Genomic DNA, 14641 nt, shown 5'->3' with positions numbered 1-14641 from the left:
TGCCTGTTACGTCGGGTCGTCGGTTTGCCAGGGGTGGAGGAACTGCTCGGGTCGCAGGTTCCATGTTTCGAGGGCCGCGGCGAGTTGGGCCTCGCCGGTGACGGTCGTGGTTTGCACGAGTACCGCGCCGATGTCGTGGTCGAAGCCGGCGATGTGGGCGGCGTCGTAATCCCAGTGCTCCAGCTTGAAGGCGCGGTCACGGTCGGATCGGGTCCAACCCTGCCGCCGGGCGTCGGAATCGGCGACGGTCGTGATCGGTCGGATCTCGATGAACGCTCGCCGGCCTGGGCCGCGGGCGGGTACCTCGGTCACCAAGCGCCGGCCGACGCGTAGCGCGGTCAGCTTGTCGGTGGGCACTGCGGCCGGCTGCCGCCCTCGGTCATGCTGCGACCTGGTCGGCGGGGCGCTCGACGAGGTGACCGCCGACGAACGTGGCGCCGGCGCGGACCAGAGCCACGAGGTGGGGTGCGTTGACCGCCCGCCACCGGTCCTGAGCGGCCTCGATGAGCTTGAACGCCATCGCGAGACCGGCGGCGCGGCTGCCTGGACCCTTGGTCACGCGGGTGCGGTGCCGGACGGTGGCGAAGGTCGATTCGATCGGGTTGGAGGTGCGTAGGTGCACCCAGTGCTCGGCCGGGAAGTCGTAGAACGTCAACAGGACGTCGAGGTCGTCGGTGACCTTCGCGACGGCCTTGGCGAACTTCGCGCCGTACAGGTCAGCGAACCGCCTCGCCGCGAGTTCGGCGCGGGTCTTGTCCTCGGCGCCCCAGATCTCGGCCAGCGCGGCCTTCGCGCCCGGATGCGCGGACTTCGGCAGCGCGGCCAGCACGTTGGCGGTCTTGTGCACCCAGTCCCGCTGTTCACGGGTGTCGGGGAACACCTCCCGCAGCGCGGCCCAGAACCCCAGCGCGCCGTCGCCGACCGCGAGGACCGGGGCGCGCATGCCCCGGCGGGCGCAGTCACGCAGCACATCGGCCCAGGAGCCGGTCGATTCGCGGTAGCCGTCGGCCAAGGCGACCAACTCCTTGCTGCCGTCGGCACGCACGCCGACGATCACCAGCAGACAGAGTTTGTCCTCCTCGAGGCGCACGTTGACGTGGATGCCGTCGGCCCACACGTACACGTAGTCGACCTGCGACAGGTCCCGTTTGCGCCAGGCGTGGTAGTCGTCGGTCCACTGCGCGGTCAACCTCGTGATCGCCGCCGCGGACAGCCCGGCGGACGAGCCGAGGAACTGCTCCAACGCGGGCACGAAGTCCCCGGTAGATAGGCCGTGCAGATACAGCAGCGGCAGAACCTCCGCGATCTTCGGCGATTTGCGGCACCACGGCGGCAGAATCGCCGACCGGAACCGCCGACGCTGCCCGGTGACCAGGTCGGTGCGCTTGTCGTTGACCCGCGGCGCGATCACCTCGATCGCCCCCGCCGACGTGATCACCTGCCGCGGCTGGGCGTGGCCGTTACGCACCACCAGGCGCCGGCCCCGCGCGTCGCGTTCATCTGCCAGTTCCGCCAGATAGGCGTCGACCTCGGCCTCCAGCGCGGCAGCCAGCATCCGCCGAGCCCCCTCACGAACGACCTCGTCCAACAGCGAAACGCCATCGCGTCGCTGTCCGTCCTCGGCGACTACAGTCAGCACGGGCGTGCCTTCCCGACCGACGCGCCAACGTCGGCCTTGCTCGAGACCACAACAAATCGATCACCGGGAAGGTACGCCCCTTCCCGGCCGATCCACAGGTCTTGAGCATTGCTCAAGGTAGCTGGAGCCGACCCACTTCGGTGGACACAGCGTTTCTGACGATCAGGCTGCCAGACCGACCTTCTCAGCGTGACGGGCATCGAGGGTAACCGGCGAGGCGCCGTCGATGGCGGAATCTCGGCCCTGCCGGCTATGAAGACCTCGATGTGGTCGAAGACAGCGAACTGGCGTCGCGTTGCGACTCGAACCGCCGGGTCAGTGGGTACCCCGATGCAGCTCTGTCTCCAGCGAGGCGAAGAACACTATCGAGTTGTCGTAGGCAGGCAGCGACGGACCCCATCGAAGCGAATGCGTCGTCTGAGCGCAGCTCCCGAGCCCTCGGATCCACCGCTCCTCTCAAGTACACCGTCACTGCGATCGAAAACGAGTTTGACCACTAGCGTTCGAAACAATCCGGACACCCGCCGACACGGTCACCGGAGGGATCTGCATGACATCCGCATCTGCTTGATCCGCGCGTATCGGGAGTGTCAAGTTAACGGCCCTGTCTCACATTCGGTGGTGACGGAGGGTGGCAGGGTGTCGTTGATTCCTATGTGGAGGACCTCAACAGACTTGTACAGATGGTGTTCTCGGGGCTGTCCCCGCTGGTCATCGAGGACGTGGTCGACGAGGGTGAGCGGATCGTGGTGCGGGCCCGGACGCCGCGGGACACCGCGGTCTGCCCGGTGTGCGGGGCCTCGTCGGGACGGGTCCACGGCTATCACTGGCGGACGGTGGCGGACGTTCCGGTCGACGGGCGGCGGGTGGTGGTCCGCGTGCGGGTGCGGCGTCTGGTGTGTCCCACGCGCGGCTGCCGCCACACCTTCCGGGAGCAGGTCCTGGGGTGCTGGAGCGATACCAGCGCCGCACGGCCCGCCTGTCCAGGCAGGTCAAAGCCGTCGTCAAGGAGTTAGCGGGCCGGGCAGGGTCGCGTTTGCTGGCGATACTGGCCATGGGCCTGTCCCGTCACACGGCCCTGCGCGCCCTGCTGCGCATCCCGTTGCCCACCGGGCGGACGCCCCGTGTGATCGGCGTTGACGATTTCGCTCTGCGCCGGCGGGACCGCTATGCCACCGTGGTGATCGACGCCGAGACCCATGAGCGGATCGAGGTACTGCCCGACCGCACCGCCGACACCCTGCAAGCGTGGCTGCGCGAGCATCCCGGCGTCGAGGTCGTGTGCCGCGACGGCTCGGCCACCTACGCCGAGGCCATCCGCCGCGCCCTGCCCAACGCGGTGCAGGTCGCGGACAGGTGGCACCTATGGCACAACCTATGCGAAGCCGCCCTCAGCGAGGTGAAGGCGCACAGCACCTGCTGGGCCCCCGTACTGGACGCACCCCTGTATGACGGGCCCCGCGCGCGGACGACCCTGGAACGCTGGCACCACGTCCATGACCTGCTCGACCAGGGCGTCGGCCTGCTCGAATCCGCCCGCCGTCTACAACTGGCCCTGAACACCGTCAAACGCTACGCCCGAGCCGACCGGCCCGAACGGATGCTCCGCGTTCCCAAATACCGTGCCAGCCTCGTCGACCCATACCGCGAACACCTGCGTAAACGTCGAGCCGAGGACCCCGGCGTCCCCATCAAGCACCTCTTCGAAGAGATCAAGGCCCTCGGCTTCACCGGCTGCCTCAACCTCCTGCACAAGTACATCAACCAAGGCCGCGCGGACGTCGACCGCAGGCTACATCTCCCCGCGCCGGCTCGCCCGAATGATCCTCACCAGGCCCGACAACCTCAAGCCCGAGCATCGAGATCTACTGGCACGGCTCACCGCAGCCTGCCCCGAGATGACCCAACTGGCCTCCGTAGTCGGCGGCTTCGCCGAACTCCTGACCCCTCAGCCGAGAAACGCCGACCGGCTCTCGCTCTGGATCGTCCAGGCCCACGCGGCCGACCTACCTCATCTGCACGCCTTCACCCGCGGCCTGGAACGCGACCGCGACGCCGTTAACGCCGCGCTCACGCTTCCCTACAGCAACGGCCCCACCGAAGGCGTCAACACCAAGACCAAACGGATCGCACGCCAAATGCACGGACGAGCGGGCTTCACCCTACTTCGCCACCGCATCCTCCTCGGATAACAACACCCTCCGTCACCACCGAATGTGAGACAGGGCCGTTATTTCCAGTGTCACTCTTGATCAGTCCGGCGGGCTCGCTCTGCCGTTAGATGCCTGCGTGGCTGGTGTAAATATTGCGGCCCGCCGGACATCGAGGACCGGCCGGCATGGCTTGAGAGGAGCGTGCCAGCGCCCGACTGGGATATGCCCACCGACCGGTCCCGCGCCCCCTCGGTCAAGGAGACACGACTCTTATGGTCGTCATCGGCATCGACGCGCACAAGCGCACCCACACCGCTGTCATCATCGACGGCAATGGGCGGAAACTCGCCACGAAGACGTGCGAAACAACCAGCAAGGACCACCTGTCGCTGCTGCGCTGGGCGGCCGGGCACGGCAAGGACCGTGTCTGGGCGGTGGAGGACTGCCGCAACATGACTCGCCGCCTCGAACGCGACCTGCTCGCCGCCGGTGAACGCATCGTGCGGGTGCCACCCAAGCTCATGGCCAACGCCCGCGACGCCGCCCGCACCTACGGCAAGTCAGACCCGATCGACGCCCTGGCCGTCGCCCGCGCTGCGCTGCGCGAGGACGACCTGCCCACCGCCCACCTCGATGGTCCCGACCGCGACCTGCGCCTGCTGATCGACCACCGCGAAGACCTCATCGCCGAACGCACCCGCGCGGTCAACCGGCTCCGCTGGCACCTGCACGAACTCGACCCGGAATGGGACCCACCAGCGCGATCGCTCGACCGCGTCAGCAACCTGGACCACGTCCTGTACCGGCTGACGCAACTGCCCGGCGTCGTCGCCCACCTCGCCACCGCGATCACCCAACGGTGCAAGCACCTCACCGAAGAGATCAACACGATCGAGACCGAAATCCGCCAGCTGGCCGAAGAACTCGCGCCAGCGCTCATCGCCGTGCCCGGCTGCGGCGCCCTGACCGCCGCGAAGATCCTCGGCGAGACCGCAGGCATCACCCGATTCCGTTCCGCGGCCGCCTACGCACGCCACAACGGCACCGCACCGCTACCGGTATGGTCATCCAATAGAGCCCGCCACCGACTCAGCCGAACCGGCAACCGCCAGCTCAACGCCGCTCTGCACCGCATCGCGATGACCCAGGCCCGCTGCCACCAACCCGCCAAAGACCTCCTCGCCCGCCGCCGAAATGCCGGCGACGGCGGCCTTGAAGCCCTCCGTGTACTGAAACGACGCCTGTCCGACGTCGTCTACCAAGCCCTACACACAGACTGCACACCCAGGGCTTGACAGAGGAGCTATGTACAGTCCCATCCGGGGCACGGTAGCGGCTAGCGCCGCCATCACCCGGGCCTGTCGAACCTGATCGCCAGGGGCGTTACCCGGGGGGGGTTCGGGGGGAGCTTGAAACCACATAGATAACCATCAAGGCCCTGGCCAGCTTACTGCTGGTCAGGGCCTTATTGTTGTGCGCCGCCAGGGACTCGAACCCCGAACCCGCGTTAAGAGTCTGTGTCTCTCAACTGGAACAGTTTCCGTAGCCCACGCACCGGCACGACGCCCGACGGCTGCGATCCCTCCTCGGAAGGTGCGACAGTGGTCGGGTGACCACTACCGAACGCCACCGGCTCACCCAGTACGCGCACGGCGGCGGCTGCGCCTGCAAGATCCCGCCCGGCGAGTTGGAGGAGGTGGTGGCCGGCCTGGTCGGCACCGCCGTCCCGGGCGGGCCGGGCGAGCTGCTGGTCGGGCTCGACGACGGCGACGACGCGGCGGTGGTCCGACTGGAGTCGGGTACCGCGGTGGTGGCGACCGCCGACTTCTTCACCCCGGTGGTCGACGACCCGTACGACTGGGGCCGGATCGCCGCCGCCAACGCCCTCTCCGACGTCTACGCGATGGGCGGCACCCCGGTGGTCGCGGTGAACCTGCTGGCCTGGCCCCGGGAGGTGCTGCCGCTGACGCTGGCCGCCGAGGTACTGCGCGGCGGGCTGGACGTCGCCCGGGAGGCGGGCTGCCACGTCGCCGGCGGGCACAGCGTGGACGACCCCGAGCCGAAGTACGGAATGGCGGTCACCGGAATCGCCGACCCGGAGCGACTGATCCGCAACGACGCCGGCCGGGCCGGACTGCCGCTGACCCTGACCAAGCCGCTCGGCGTCGGGGTGCTCAACTCCCGGCACAAGCAGACCGGCGAGGTGTTTCCGCAGGCGGTGGCGGCGATGACCGAGCTGAACCGGGCAGCCTCGGCGGCGGTGGTGGCGGCCGGGATCCGCTGTGGTACCGACGTGACCGGCTTCGGGCTCCTCGGCCACCTGCACAAGCTGGCCCGGGCGTCCGGGCTGACCGCCCGGGTGGACGCGTCGGCCGTACCGTATCTGGACGGCGCCCGGGCGGCGCTGGCCGACGGTTTCGTCAGCGGCGGCACCCGGCGGAACCTGGCCTGGGTGCGCCCGCACCTCGAGGCGGCCGGGGTCGCCGAGGACGAGGTGCTGCTGCTGGCCGACGCGCAGACCTCCGGTGGCCTGCTGGTCGCCGGTGAGCTGCCCGGCCATCCGGTGATCGGCGAGCTGCTGCCGGCCCGGGACGACGGGCGGACCCTGATCGTCGCGGGCGGAGAACGGTGGTGACAGGCGGAGAAGACGGGACGGGTCCCCGGGATCGACGATCCCGGGGACCCGGACGGTGCAACCCGCTGCTACTGCTGCTTACTTGGCGCCAGCGGTGAGCGGGGCCAACTTCGGGTCGTTGGCGTACGCCTCGACCACGTTCTTCTTGGTGACGATCAGCGGCTCCAGCAGGTTGGCCGGGACCACCTTGACGCCGTTGTTGTAGGACTCGGTGTCGTTGGTCTTCGGGTCGTTACCGGCCTGCAGGGCCTTGACCATCTCGATGGTCTCCTTGACCAGGTTCCGGGTGTCCTTGTTGATGGTCGAGTACTGCTCGCCGGCCACGATCGACTTGACCGACTCCACCTCGGAGTCCTGCCCGGTGACCACCGGCAGCGGCTTGCCGGCGCCCTTGACCGAGGTCAGGATCGCCCGGGCCAGGGTGTCGTTCGGGGAGAGGACGCCGTCCAGCGTCTTGCTGCTGTAGGTCGAGGTGAGCAGCGAGTCCATCCGCCGCTGCGCGTTCTCGGCCTTCCAGCCGTCGGTGGCGGTCTGCTTGATGTCCTTCTGGCCCGAGCCGACCACCACGTTGCCGGCGTCGATCTCCTTCTTCAGCACGTCCATCGCACCGTCGAAGAAGACGCCCGAGTTGTTGTCGTCCGGCGAGCCGGAGAAGAGCTCGATGTTGTACGGCCCGTTCGGCTTCTTCGCCTTCATGCCCTCCAGCAGCGCCTGGCCCTGGAGCTGGCCGACCTTGAAGTTGTCGTACGCGACGTAGTAGTCGACGTCCTTGGTGTTCTTGATCAGCCGGTCGTAGGCGATGACGGTGGCACCGTTCTGCTTGGCCTGCTCGACCTGGGTGGTGAGCTGCGCGGCGTCGGTCGCGCCGATGACGATCACCTTGGCACCCTTGGTGACCATCGCCGAGATCTGCGCCTGCTGGTCGGCGACCGTGCTGGTGGCGCCGGCGTACTGCACGTCGGACTGGAAGCCGGCCTCCTTGAGCCCGTTGGTGAACAGGTCACCGGCGAGCACCCAGTTCTCGGAGGTCTTGGCCGGCAGCGCCACCCCGATCAGCGAGTTGGCGGCGAAGCCCTTCTCGGCCCCGGCCTCGTCGCCGCCGCCGTCACCCGACCGCTCGGAGCAGGCCGTGAGGGCCAGCAGGGCGATGGCGCCGGCGGCGACACCCCTGGCTAGGAATCTACGCATTGCAGGTTGCCCTTCTTTACAAGGTGGTGGGGGTGGGGCGGAGGTTTTCCGCCCCACCGGCGGTGACCGTCAGCCGGCCACCGGAGTCTTGGCGGGCTCCTGGCCCGTCTCGACGCTGGGCGTGGGCGCCGGCCCGGTGGGTGTCTCCCGGCGGAAGGGGCGGGTCACCGATCCGATGATCGAGAACCGCCCGCGGTTCTTGTTGTAGACGTCGAAGGCGACGGCCAGCAGCAGAACCAGACCCTTGATGATCTGTACCCGGTCCGAGCCGACACCCATCAGCTGGAGACCGTTGTTGAGCACCGCCATCACCAGGCCACCGACGATCGACCCGCTGATGGTGCCGAGGCCGCCGGAGACGGCGGCGCCGCCGATGAAGACCGCGGCGATGGCGTCCAGCTCCCAGCCGATCCCGTCCTGCGGCCCGGAGGCGGCCGACCGGGCGACGAAGATCATGCCGGCCAGCGCGGCCAGGATCGACATGTTCATCATGACCAGGAAGTTGACCCGCTTGAGCTTGACGCCGGAGAGCTCCGCGGCCCGGGCGTTGCCGCCGACCGCGTAGATGTGCCGGCCACCGGCGGTGTTCCGGGTGACGAAGGAGTAGAACACCACCAGGACGCCGAGGATGATGCCGGAGACCGGGAAGCTGGTCCCGACCCGGCCGCCGGCGAACAGGAAGGCCGCGTACAGGATCACCGCGACCGGCACGGCGACCCGGATCATCGAGATCCACATCGGTGCCACGTCGGCGTCCATCTCCCGCCGGGTACGCCGGACCTTCCACTCCCGGACCACCACGGCGACCGCGACGAGCAACCCGAGCAGCAGCGTGAGGTTGTTGTAGCCGGTGTTCGGGCCGACCTCCGGCAGGAAGCCGGCGCCGATCACCTTGAAGCCCTCCGGCACCGGGATGGTGTCGGCGCTGCCGATGAACTGGTTGCCGCCCCGGAAGAGCATCATCCCGGCCAGCGTGACGATGAACGCCGGTACCCCGATGTAGGCCACCCAGAAGCCCTGCCAGACGCCGATCGCGGCGCCGACCAGCAGGCCGAACAGGATCGCCACCGGCCAGGGCAGCGACCAGTCCTGCATGGCCCGGGCCACCACGATGCCGACGAAGGCGGCGATCGAGCCGACCGACAGGTCGATGTGGCCGGCGACGATCACCATCAGCATCCCGATGGCCAGGATCAGGATGTACGAGTACTGGCTGACCAGCGAGATCAGGTTGCTCGAGTTCAGCGTCAGCCCGTTGGTCAGGATCTGGAACAGCAGGACGATCGCCACCAACGTGAAGATCATCCCGAACTGCCGGGCGTTGGATGTCGTCCCCGCGAACAGGGACTTCTGGAGTTCCTTTATGCGACTCACCGGATCTGCGCCTTCTTCGCTGAGGTCATCTGCTTCATGAGGAGTTCCGGATCGGCGTCCCGCCGTTCGATGTTGCCGGTGATGGTGCCCTCGAAGACCGTGTAGATGCGGTCGCAGAGGCCGATCAGCTCCGGCAGCTCCGAGGAGATGACGATGACGCCCTTCCCCTGGTCGGCGAGCTGCTGGATGATGCCGTAGATCTCGTACTTGGCGCCGACGTCGATGCCCCGGGTCGGCTCATCGAGGATGAGCAGGTCCGGGTCGGTGAACATCCACTTGGCCAGCACCACCTTCTGCTGGTTGCCGCCGGAGAGCTTGGTGACGCCCTCGTCGACGTTCGGAGCCTTGACCCGCAGGCTCTTGCGGTAGCCCTCGGCCGCCTGGTACTCGCGTACCGGGTCGACCACGCCGTGATCGGTGATCTTCGAGAGCTTGGCGGAGACCACCGAGGTCTTGATGTCGTCGAGCAGGTTCAGGCCGAGCGACTTGCGGTCCTCGCTGACGTACGCCAGGCCGTGCTTGATGGCGTCGGCCACCGACTTCAGCACGATCTCCTGCCCGTCCTTGAAGATCTGGCCGCCCTGGTAGACCCCGTACGAGCGGCCGAAGACGCTCATCGCCAGCTCGGTACGGCCGGCGCCCATCAGCCCGGCGAACCCGACGATCTCGCCCCGCCGGACGGTGAAGCTGGAGCCCTTGGCCACCATTCGGTCGGCCGAGATGGGGTGCCGGACCGTCCAGTCCCGTACTTCGAAGAAGACCTCGCCGATCTTCGGGGTGTGGTCGGGGAACCGGCTGTGCAGCTCCCGGCCGACCATGCCCCGGACGATCCGGTCCTCGTCCACCCCGTCCGCCTTGACGTCCAGGGTCTCGATGGTCTTGCCGTCCCGCAGGATGGTGATCGAGTCGGCGATCTCGGCGATCTCGTTGAGCTTGTGCGAGATGATGATCGAGGTGATGCCACGCTGCTTGAAGCCGCGCAGCAGGTCCAGCAGGTGCTGCGAGTCGGACTCGTTCAGTGCGGCGGTCGGCTCGTCCAGGATGAGCAGCTTGACGTCCTTGGCGAAGGCCTTCGCGATCTCGACGAGCTGCTGCTTGCCCACGCCGATGTCCTTGATCAGCGTGTCCGGGTCCTCCCGCAGCCCGACCCGGGCCATCAGCTCCAGGGCCTGCCGGTTCGCGCTCTTCCAGTCGATCGCACCGCCGCGCCGGGGCTCGTTGCCGAGGAAGATGTTCTCGGTGATCGACATCCCGGGCACCAGGGCGAGCTCCTGGTGGATGATCACGATGCCGGCCTGCTCGCTGGCCCGGATGTCGGAGAACCGGCTCTCCTCGCTCCGATAGATGATCTCACCGGAGTAGCTGCCGTACGGGTACACCCCGCTGAGCACCTTCATCAGGGTCGACTTGCCGGCGCCGTTCTCGCCCGCGATCGCGTGGATCTCGCCGCGCCGGACCACCAGGTTGACGTCGGAGAGCGCCTTGACCCCCGGAAACTCCTTGGTGATCGCGCGCATCTCCAGCAGCACGGGAGCGTCGCTCATCGCCGACGCCCCCCGGTCCGGGCCGGTACGGCGGGCCGGCGGGGGGCAGCCGGGGCCGGCCGCCCGTCGTCGGGGCGCCAGAGGGAACCGCGCGCGTCCAGCGGCTGGTCGCCGCGCCGCGTCATCAACATCATTGTTGCCTCCGGGCAGGTCGTCAGACCGGCTGACATACTTTTGTTGCCTGGAGGAACTTATTGGAAAGCGAGGAAGTTTCGCAAGATTTCGTGACCTGGTCTTGACAAATTCACAGGGTCCCGGCTCATCAGCCGGCGCTCCACGTCACTGCGGGCATCGAACGTCCGCAACCGGAGACGATCACGAGGTTCGACCGAAGCGTCCGGAGAAGCGCCAGCCGTGCCGGGCGAGCACCTGACGTCCGTTCCCCGCCCTGCCCGTCCGGGGCGGCCCGGCGGTCGCGGGAAATCCGGTCACGGTCCGGCCGTCCGAGCCCGCTCACCATACGTCCGGCAGCACCGGACCGCGCCACCCCGGGCCGGTGGAACGTGCGGCCGGTCACGCCGGTGGGGCGCCCCGCCGGCCGACGGGGTCGCCCGGATACGCCGCCGGCCGATCGTCGGGATCACAGCGCCCGTCACGGGCCGGTGACCTCGTCGTCCGGCCGGGCGGCGCCGGCTCGGGACGGCAGCCGGGTGATCGGCGGCAGCACCAGGGCGACCACCGCGATCACCGCGAGGACCGTGAACGGCAGGGTGTAGGAGTTGCCACTGGCCTCGAAGAGCGTCGCGGTCAACAGCGGTCCGGCCACCCCGCCGATGCTCCAGGCCACGATCATCGCCCCGTAGACCGCACCGGCGTGCGGGGTGCCGAAGTAGTCGGCCGCGGTCGCCGGCATGGTGCCGAACCCACCGCCGTAGGCGAGGTAGATCAACGCGGCGAGCACCGCGAAGAAGGCGAAGCCGGCCGCGTGCGGCAGGATGAAGAAGCACACCGCCTGGAGCGCCAGCATCCCGCCGAAGGCGACCATCCGGCCGGTCTGGTCCGACAGCCACGCCCAGCAGAGCCGCCCGGCGCCGTTGAAGAGCCCGAGCACGGCGACCAGGGTGGCGGCGGTGGCCGAACCCACCCCGGTGATCGCCTGCGCGGCGTCGGCGGCCTGCGAGATGAAGGCGATGCCGCAGGTCACGTTGAGCGCCAGGATCGCGGTGAGCAGGTACCACTGCGGGGTCCGCAGCGCCTCGGCGAGGGTGTAGACCCGGGTACCGGCCGGCACCCGGCCGGTGGTCACCGGGCGGTACCCGGGCACCTGGTAGCCCGGCGGCGGATTCCGGAAGAACGAGGCGCCGAGCAGTACCGCGACCAGGTACGCGATGCCCAGCGGCAGGAAGACGCTGGGCTTGTCGGTGGTGTTGCCCAGCAGCGTCTTCGCCACCGGGGCGGTGATCACGGCGCCGAAGCCGAACCCGGCCACCGCGATCCCGGTGATCAGACCCCGGTGGTCCGGAAACCACTTGGTGAGCATCGCGATCGGGGTGATGTACGCGGCGCCGAGCCCGATCCCGCCGAGCACACCGTAGGTCAGCACCAGCAGCCAGAGCTGGTCGGCGTCGGAGACCAGCGAGGCGAGGATGTTGCCGACCGCGTACAGCACGCCGCCGCCCAGCGCGACCGGCCGGGGACCGCGCCGGTCCTGCACCCGGCCACCGAGCAGGCTGCCGATGAAGATCGTGCCGATCGCCACCTCGAACGGCAGTACCGCCTCGGCCTTGCTCCAGCCGAACGCCTGCTGCAACGGCTGGTTGAAGACGCTCCAGGCGTACACGGCGCCGAGGGCGAGCTGCACCAGCACGGCGGCCACCACCAGGCCCCACCGGCCCGCCGTCGGGCTGCGCTCTCCCCGTACGCTTTCGACTGTCCCTGCCATGAGCGTGACCCCCGTCTCGGCTCATGGACGGCACCGGCTCGTGGCTACGGGCCGGTGCCGACCCCCCGTCTCGCCCGCCGCTCCCGCTGCGGCAACACCGTGTACTTCGGGTCCCGGGCGGAGGCCACCCCGGCCTCGAAAACCCCGAACCGGGTCAGCAGCGAGGAGGCGAGCAGGGCCGCGCCGGAGAGCACCGAGAGGGTCCGGTTGCCCCGGGCCAGCAGCGCGCCGGCGGTACCAGCGGCCAGCAGCAACTGCCCGCCCCGGATCAGCCGGGCCGGCCGGCCGGTCCGGTACGGCTCGCCGGTCAGCCCCATCCGGGCGATCCGGCGCTCGGCGAGCGTCTCGACCACCGCGCCGGCCACCGCCAGCCGGGCCGCCGGGCCGCTCTGCGCGGTCGGCGCGGCGACCAGTCCGGCGCCCGCGCCGGCCACCAGCGCGCTGCCGCCGAACAGGAACGGCAGGTCCGGGTACGCGTCGTGCCAGGCCGGCATCGCGGTGTCGGCGAGCAGCACCCCGGTGTACGTGGCCAGCCCCGGTGCCGCCGCCGCAGCGGCCAGTCCGGCGACCCGGCCGGCCGGGGGCAGCAGCCGGCGGGCCAGTCCCAGCCCGCCGCGCCGGGACAGCACCGGGGCGATCTCGCTCACCGCGGCAAGCCCCGCCGCCGGCCCGAACGCGGCCAGAATCCAGGTACCCATCGACATCGGCGAGGTCGGCTTGGCGACCCGCAGCATGTGGTGAAACCGGGCCGGCCGGCCGAGATCGTTGACCAGGAAGTACGCGCTCACGCCGACCGCGCCGAGCGAGACGAGCCGGCCGGCCCGGCGCAGCGCCGCCCGACCGGTCAGGTCCGCACCGGCGGCCAGCAGCGCGGATCCGGCGGCCAGCCCGCCGGTGAAGAGGTACGCCGCGATGTCCTTGCGCCACACCGGCGCCTTCACCACCGGCCGCCCGTAGTACGAGCTGAACTCGGCCGGCGGGACGACCACTGGTTGCCCGGCGACGACTCCCGGCCCACCCCGCCGCCCGGACCGGCGCCGCAGCTCCGCGCCGTCCGGCTGGTCGAGGCTCGCCCCGGCCTCCCGACGGTGCTCGCCCAGCGGCCCGCCGCCGCTGTCGGGGCCCGGTCCGGTCATGCCGTCCCACCTTCCACAGCGGGCCCGCCGGTCCGCCGGATCATGACGGCCGCCCGACGAACGCCGCCACCACGGCGGCCGTCATGGTCAGCGCGGCCAGCCCGGCCCGGCGCCACATCCGGGGCAGGTCCCGGGTGGTCACCACGGGATCCGGCGGCAGGCCGTACACCTCGGGCTCGTCGAGCAGCAGGAAGAACGCGCCGTCCCCGCCCACACCGTCGTCCGGGTCGTGCCCGTAGAGCCGCGCCTCGGGGACGCCGTCGGCGTGCAGCCGCTCGACCCGGGCCCGGGCCCGCTCGCGCAGCTCGTCGAGCTCGCCGTACTGGATCGACTCCGTGGGGCAGGCCTGGGCGCAGGCCGGCGTGCGCCCGGCCCCGATCCGGTCGTAGCAGAGCGTGCACTTCCACGCCCGGCCGTCGTCCTTGCGCTGGTCGATGACCCCGTACGGGCAGGCCGGGATGCAGTAGCCGCAGCCGTTGCAGATGTCCTGCTGCACCACCACCGTGCCGAACTCGGTGCGGAACAGCGAGCCGGTCGGGCAGACGTCCAGGCAGGCGGCGTGGGTGCAGTGCTTGCAGACGTCCGACATCATCAGCCAGCGCAGGTCGGTACGCCCGTCCCGGTCCTGCTCCCGACCGGGCAGGTCGGTGCCGGGCATGCCGAGGAACTGGGTGCCGTCCGCCATCCGCCCGGCCGGGCCGGGTTCCGGGGCCGGCGGCACCCCGGGACTGCTCCCCTGGTCGGTGGTGGTACCGGCGGCCGCCTCGGCGGTGGCCGGGGTGATCGGCGGCCCGCCCGGGGTACCGGCCAGCGGCGGTGACGACTGCCAGCCGGCCGGCCGGGGCTGCTCGACGAAGGCGACGTGCCGCCACGAGTTGGCAGTCAGCGCCCCGGTGTTGTCGTACGACATGCCGAGCAGGTCGAGCCCGCTCTCCGGTACGAGGTTCCACTCCTTGCAGGCCACCTCGCATGCCTTGCAGCCGATGCAGACGCTGGTGTCGGTGAAGAATCCCATCCGGGGTGGCGGGTCGAGGTGACCGGCCTGCTCGGCGGGGTTGACCGGCGCGTCCGGGCGCCGCATCTCGACCAT

General features: G+C 69.8%; 10 protein-coding genes and 1 pseudogene. 3 read left to right on the top strand and 8 right to left on the bottom strand.

The annotated features are described in order from the left end of the window. Positions 1-6 precede the first annotated feature (6 nt). Together ACSMXO_RS20635 and ACSMXO_RS20630 are read right to left on the bottom strand one after the other, a co-directional pair. Entirely contained in the window at positions 7-357 is a 351-nt protein-coding gene (locus tag ACSMXO_RS20635; protein WP_455414467.1) for a hypothetical protein, read from the bottom strand. A gap of 22 nt (positions 358-379) precedes the next feature. Continuing rightward, positions 380-1639: an IS256 family transposase gene (locus ACSMXO_RS20630; protein ID WP_455414466.1), complete on the bottom strand. Its 1260-nt coding sequence runs from the start codon at positions 1637-1639 to the stop codon at positions 380-382. 683 nt (positions 1640-2322) lie between these two features. On the opposite strand from ACSMXO_RS20630, the pseudogene ACSMXO_RS20625 reads away from it, so the two are divergent. The 3 genes and pseudogenes from ACSMXO_RS20625 (at position 2323) to selD (ending at position 6427) form a co-directional block, all read left to right on the top strand. Beyond that, positions 2323-3831 (top strand): annotated as a pseudogene (locus tag ACSMXO_RS20625) (ISL3 family transposase). 233 nt (positions 3832-4064) lie between these two features. After that, positions 4065-5087, top strand: a complete 1023-nt coding sequence (locus tag ACSMXO_RS20620; RefSeq protein WP_455414638.1) for an IS110 family RNA-guided transposase — start codon at positions 4065-4067, stop codon at positions 5085-5087. Positions 5088-5401: 314 nt separating this feature from the next. Next, complete coding sequence (selD, locus tag ACSMXO_RS20615) at positions 5402-6427, top strand: selenide, water dikinase SelD (RefSeq protein ID WP_455418995.1); 1026 nt, start codon at positions 5402-5404, stop codon at positions 6425-6427. A gap of 78 nt (positions 6428-6505) precedes the next feature. Here selD and ACSMXO_RS20610 read toward each other — a convergent pair whose 3' ends face one another. The 6 genes from ACSMXO_RS20610 to ACSMXO_RS20585 form a co-directional block, all read right to left on the bottom strand. After that, positions 6506-7615, bottom strand: a complete 1110-nt coding sequence (locus ACSMXO_RS20610; protein WP_455418994.1) for a substrate-binding domain-containing protein — start codon at positions 7613-7615, stop codon at positions 6506-6508. 69 nt (positions 7616-7684) lie between these two features. Next, positions 7685-8989, bottom strand: coding sequence for a multiple monosaccharide ABC transporter permease (mmsB, locus tag ACSMXO_RS20605; RefSeq protein ID WP_346263319.1), 1305 nt, complete (start codon positions 8987-8989; stop codon positions 7685-7687). After that, entirely contained in the window at positions 8986-10533 is a 1548-nt protein-coding gene (gene mmsA, locus ACSMXO_RS20600; protein WP_346263320.1) for a multiple monosaccharide ABC transporter ATP-binding protein, read from the bottom strand. The genes mmsB and mmsA overlap by 4 nt, the downstream gene beginning before the upstream one ends. Before the next feature lie 592 nt (positions 10534-11125). Next, positions 11126-12415 carry an L-lactate MFS transporter gene (locus tag ACSMXO_RS20595; protein ID WP_455418993.1) on the bottom strand — a complete coding sequence of 430 codons (1290 nt, stop codon included), beginning with the start codon at positions 12413-12415 and terminating at the stop codon, positions 11126-11128. A 44-nt stretch (positions 12416-12459) separates the two neighbouring features. Beyond that, positions 12460-13551, bottom strand: a complete 1092-nt coding sequence (nrfD, locus tag ACSMXO_RS20590; protein ID WP_455418992.1) for an NrfD/PsrC family molybdoenzyme membrane anchor subunit — start codon at positions 13549-13551, stop codon at positions 12460-12462. 40 nt (positions 13552-13591) lie between these two features. Further along, entirely contained in the window at positions 13592-14641 is a 1050-nt protein-coding gene (locus ACSMXO_RS20585) for a 4Fe-4S dicluster domain-containing protein (protein ID WP_455418991.1), read from the bottom strand.

It is taken from the genome of Plantactinospora sp. DSM 117369, from assembly GCF_053764795.1.
Note: the sequence above shows the minus strand (reverse complement) of the source record. Positions and strands in the feature narration are given on the sequence as shown.

What these genes read in the sequence shown, in the direction of transcription:
- nrfD (WP_455418992.1), bottom strand. Translation starts at nt 13,551, where the DNA reads ATGACCGGACCGGGCCCCGACAGCGGCGGCGGGCCGCTGGGCGAGCAC.
- ACSMXO_RS20610 (WP_455418994.1), bottom strand. Translation starts at nt 7,615, where the DNA reads ATGCGTAGATTCCTAGCCAGGGGTGTCGCCGCCGGCGCCATCGCCCTG.
- mmsA (WP_346263320.1), bottom strand. Translation starts at nt 10,533, where the DNA reads ATGAGCGACGCTCCCGTGCTGCTGGAGATGCGCGCGATCACCAAGGAG.
- ACSMXO_RS20585 (WP_455418991.1), bottom strand. Translation starts at nt 14,641, where the DNA reads ATGGTCGAGATGCGGCGCCCGGACGCGCCGGTCAACCCCGCCGAGCAG.
- ACSMXO_RS20620 (WP_455414638.1), top strand. Translation starts at nt 4,065, where the DNA reads ATGGTCGTCATCGGCATCGACGCGCACAAGCGCACCCACACCGCTGTC.
- ACSMXO_RS20595 (WP_455418993.1), bottom strand. Translation starts at nt 12,415, where the DNA reads ATGGCAGGGACAGTCGAAAGCGTACGGGGAGAGCGCAGCCCGACGGCG.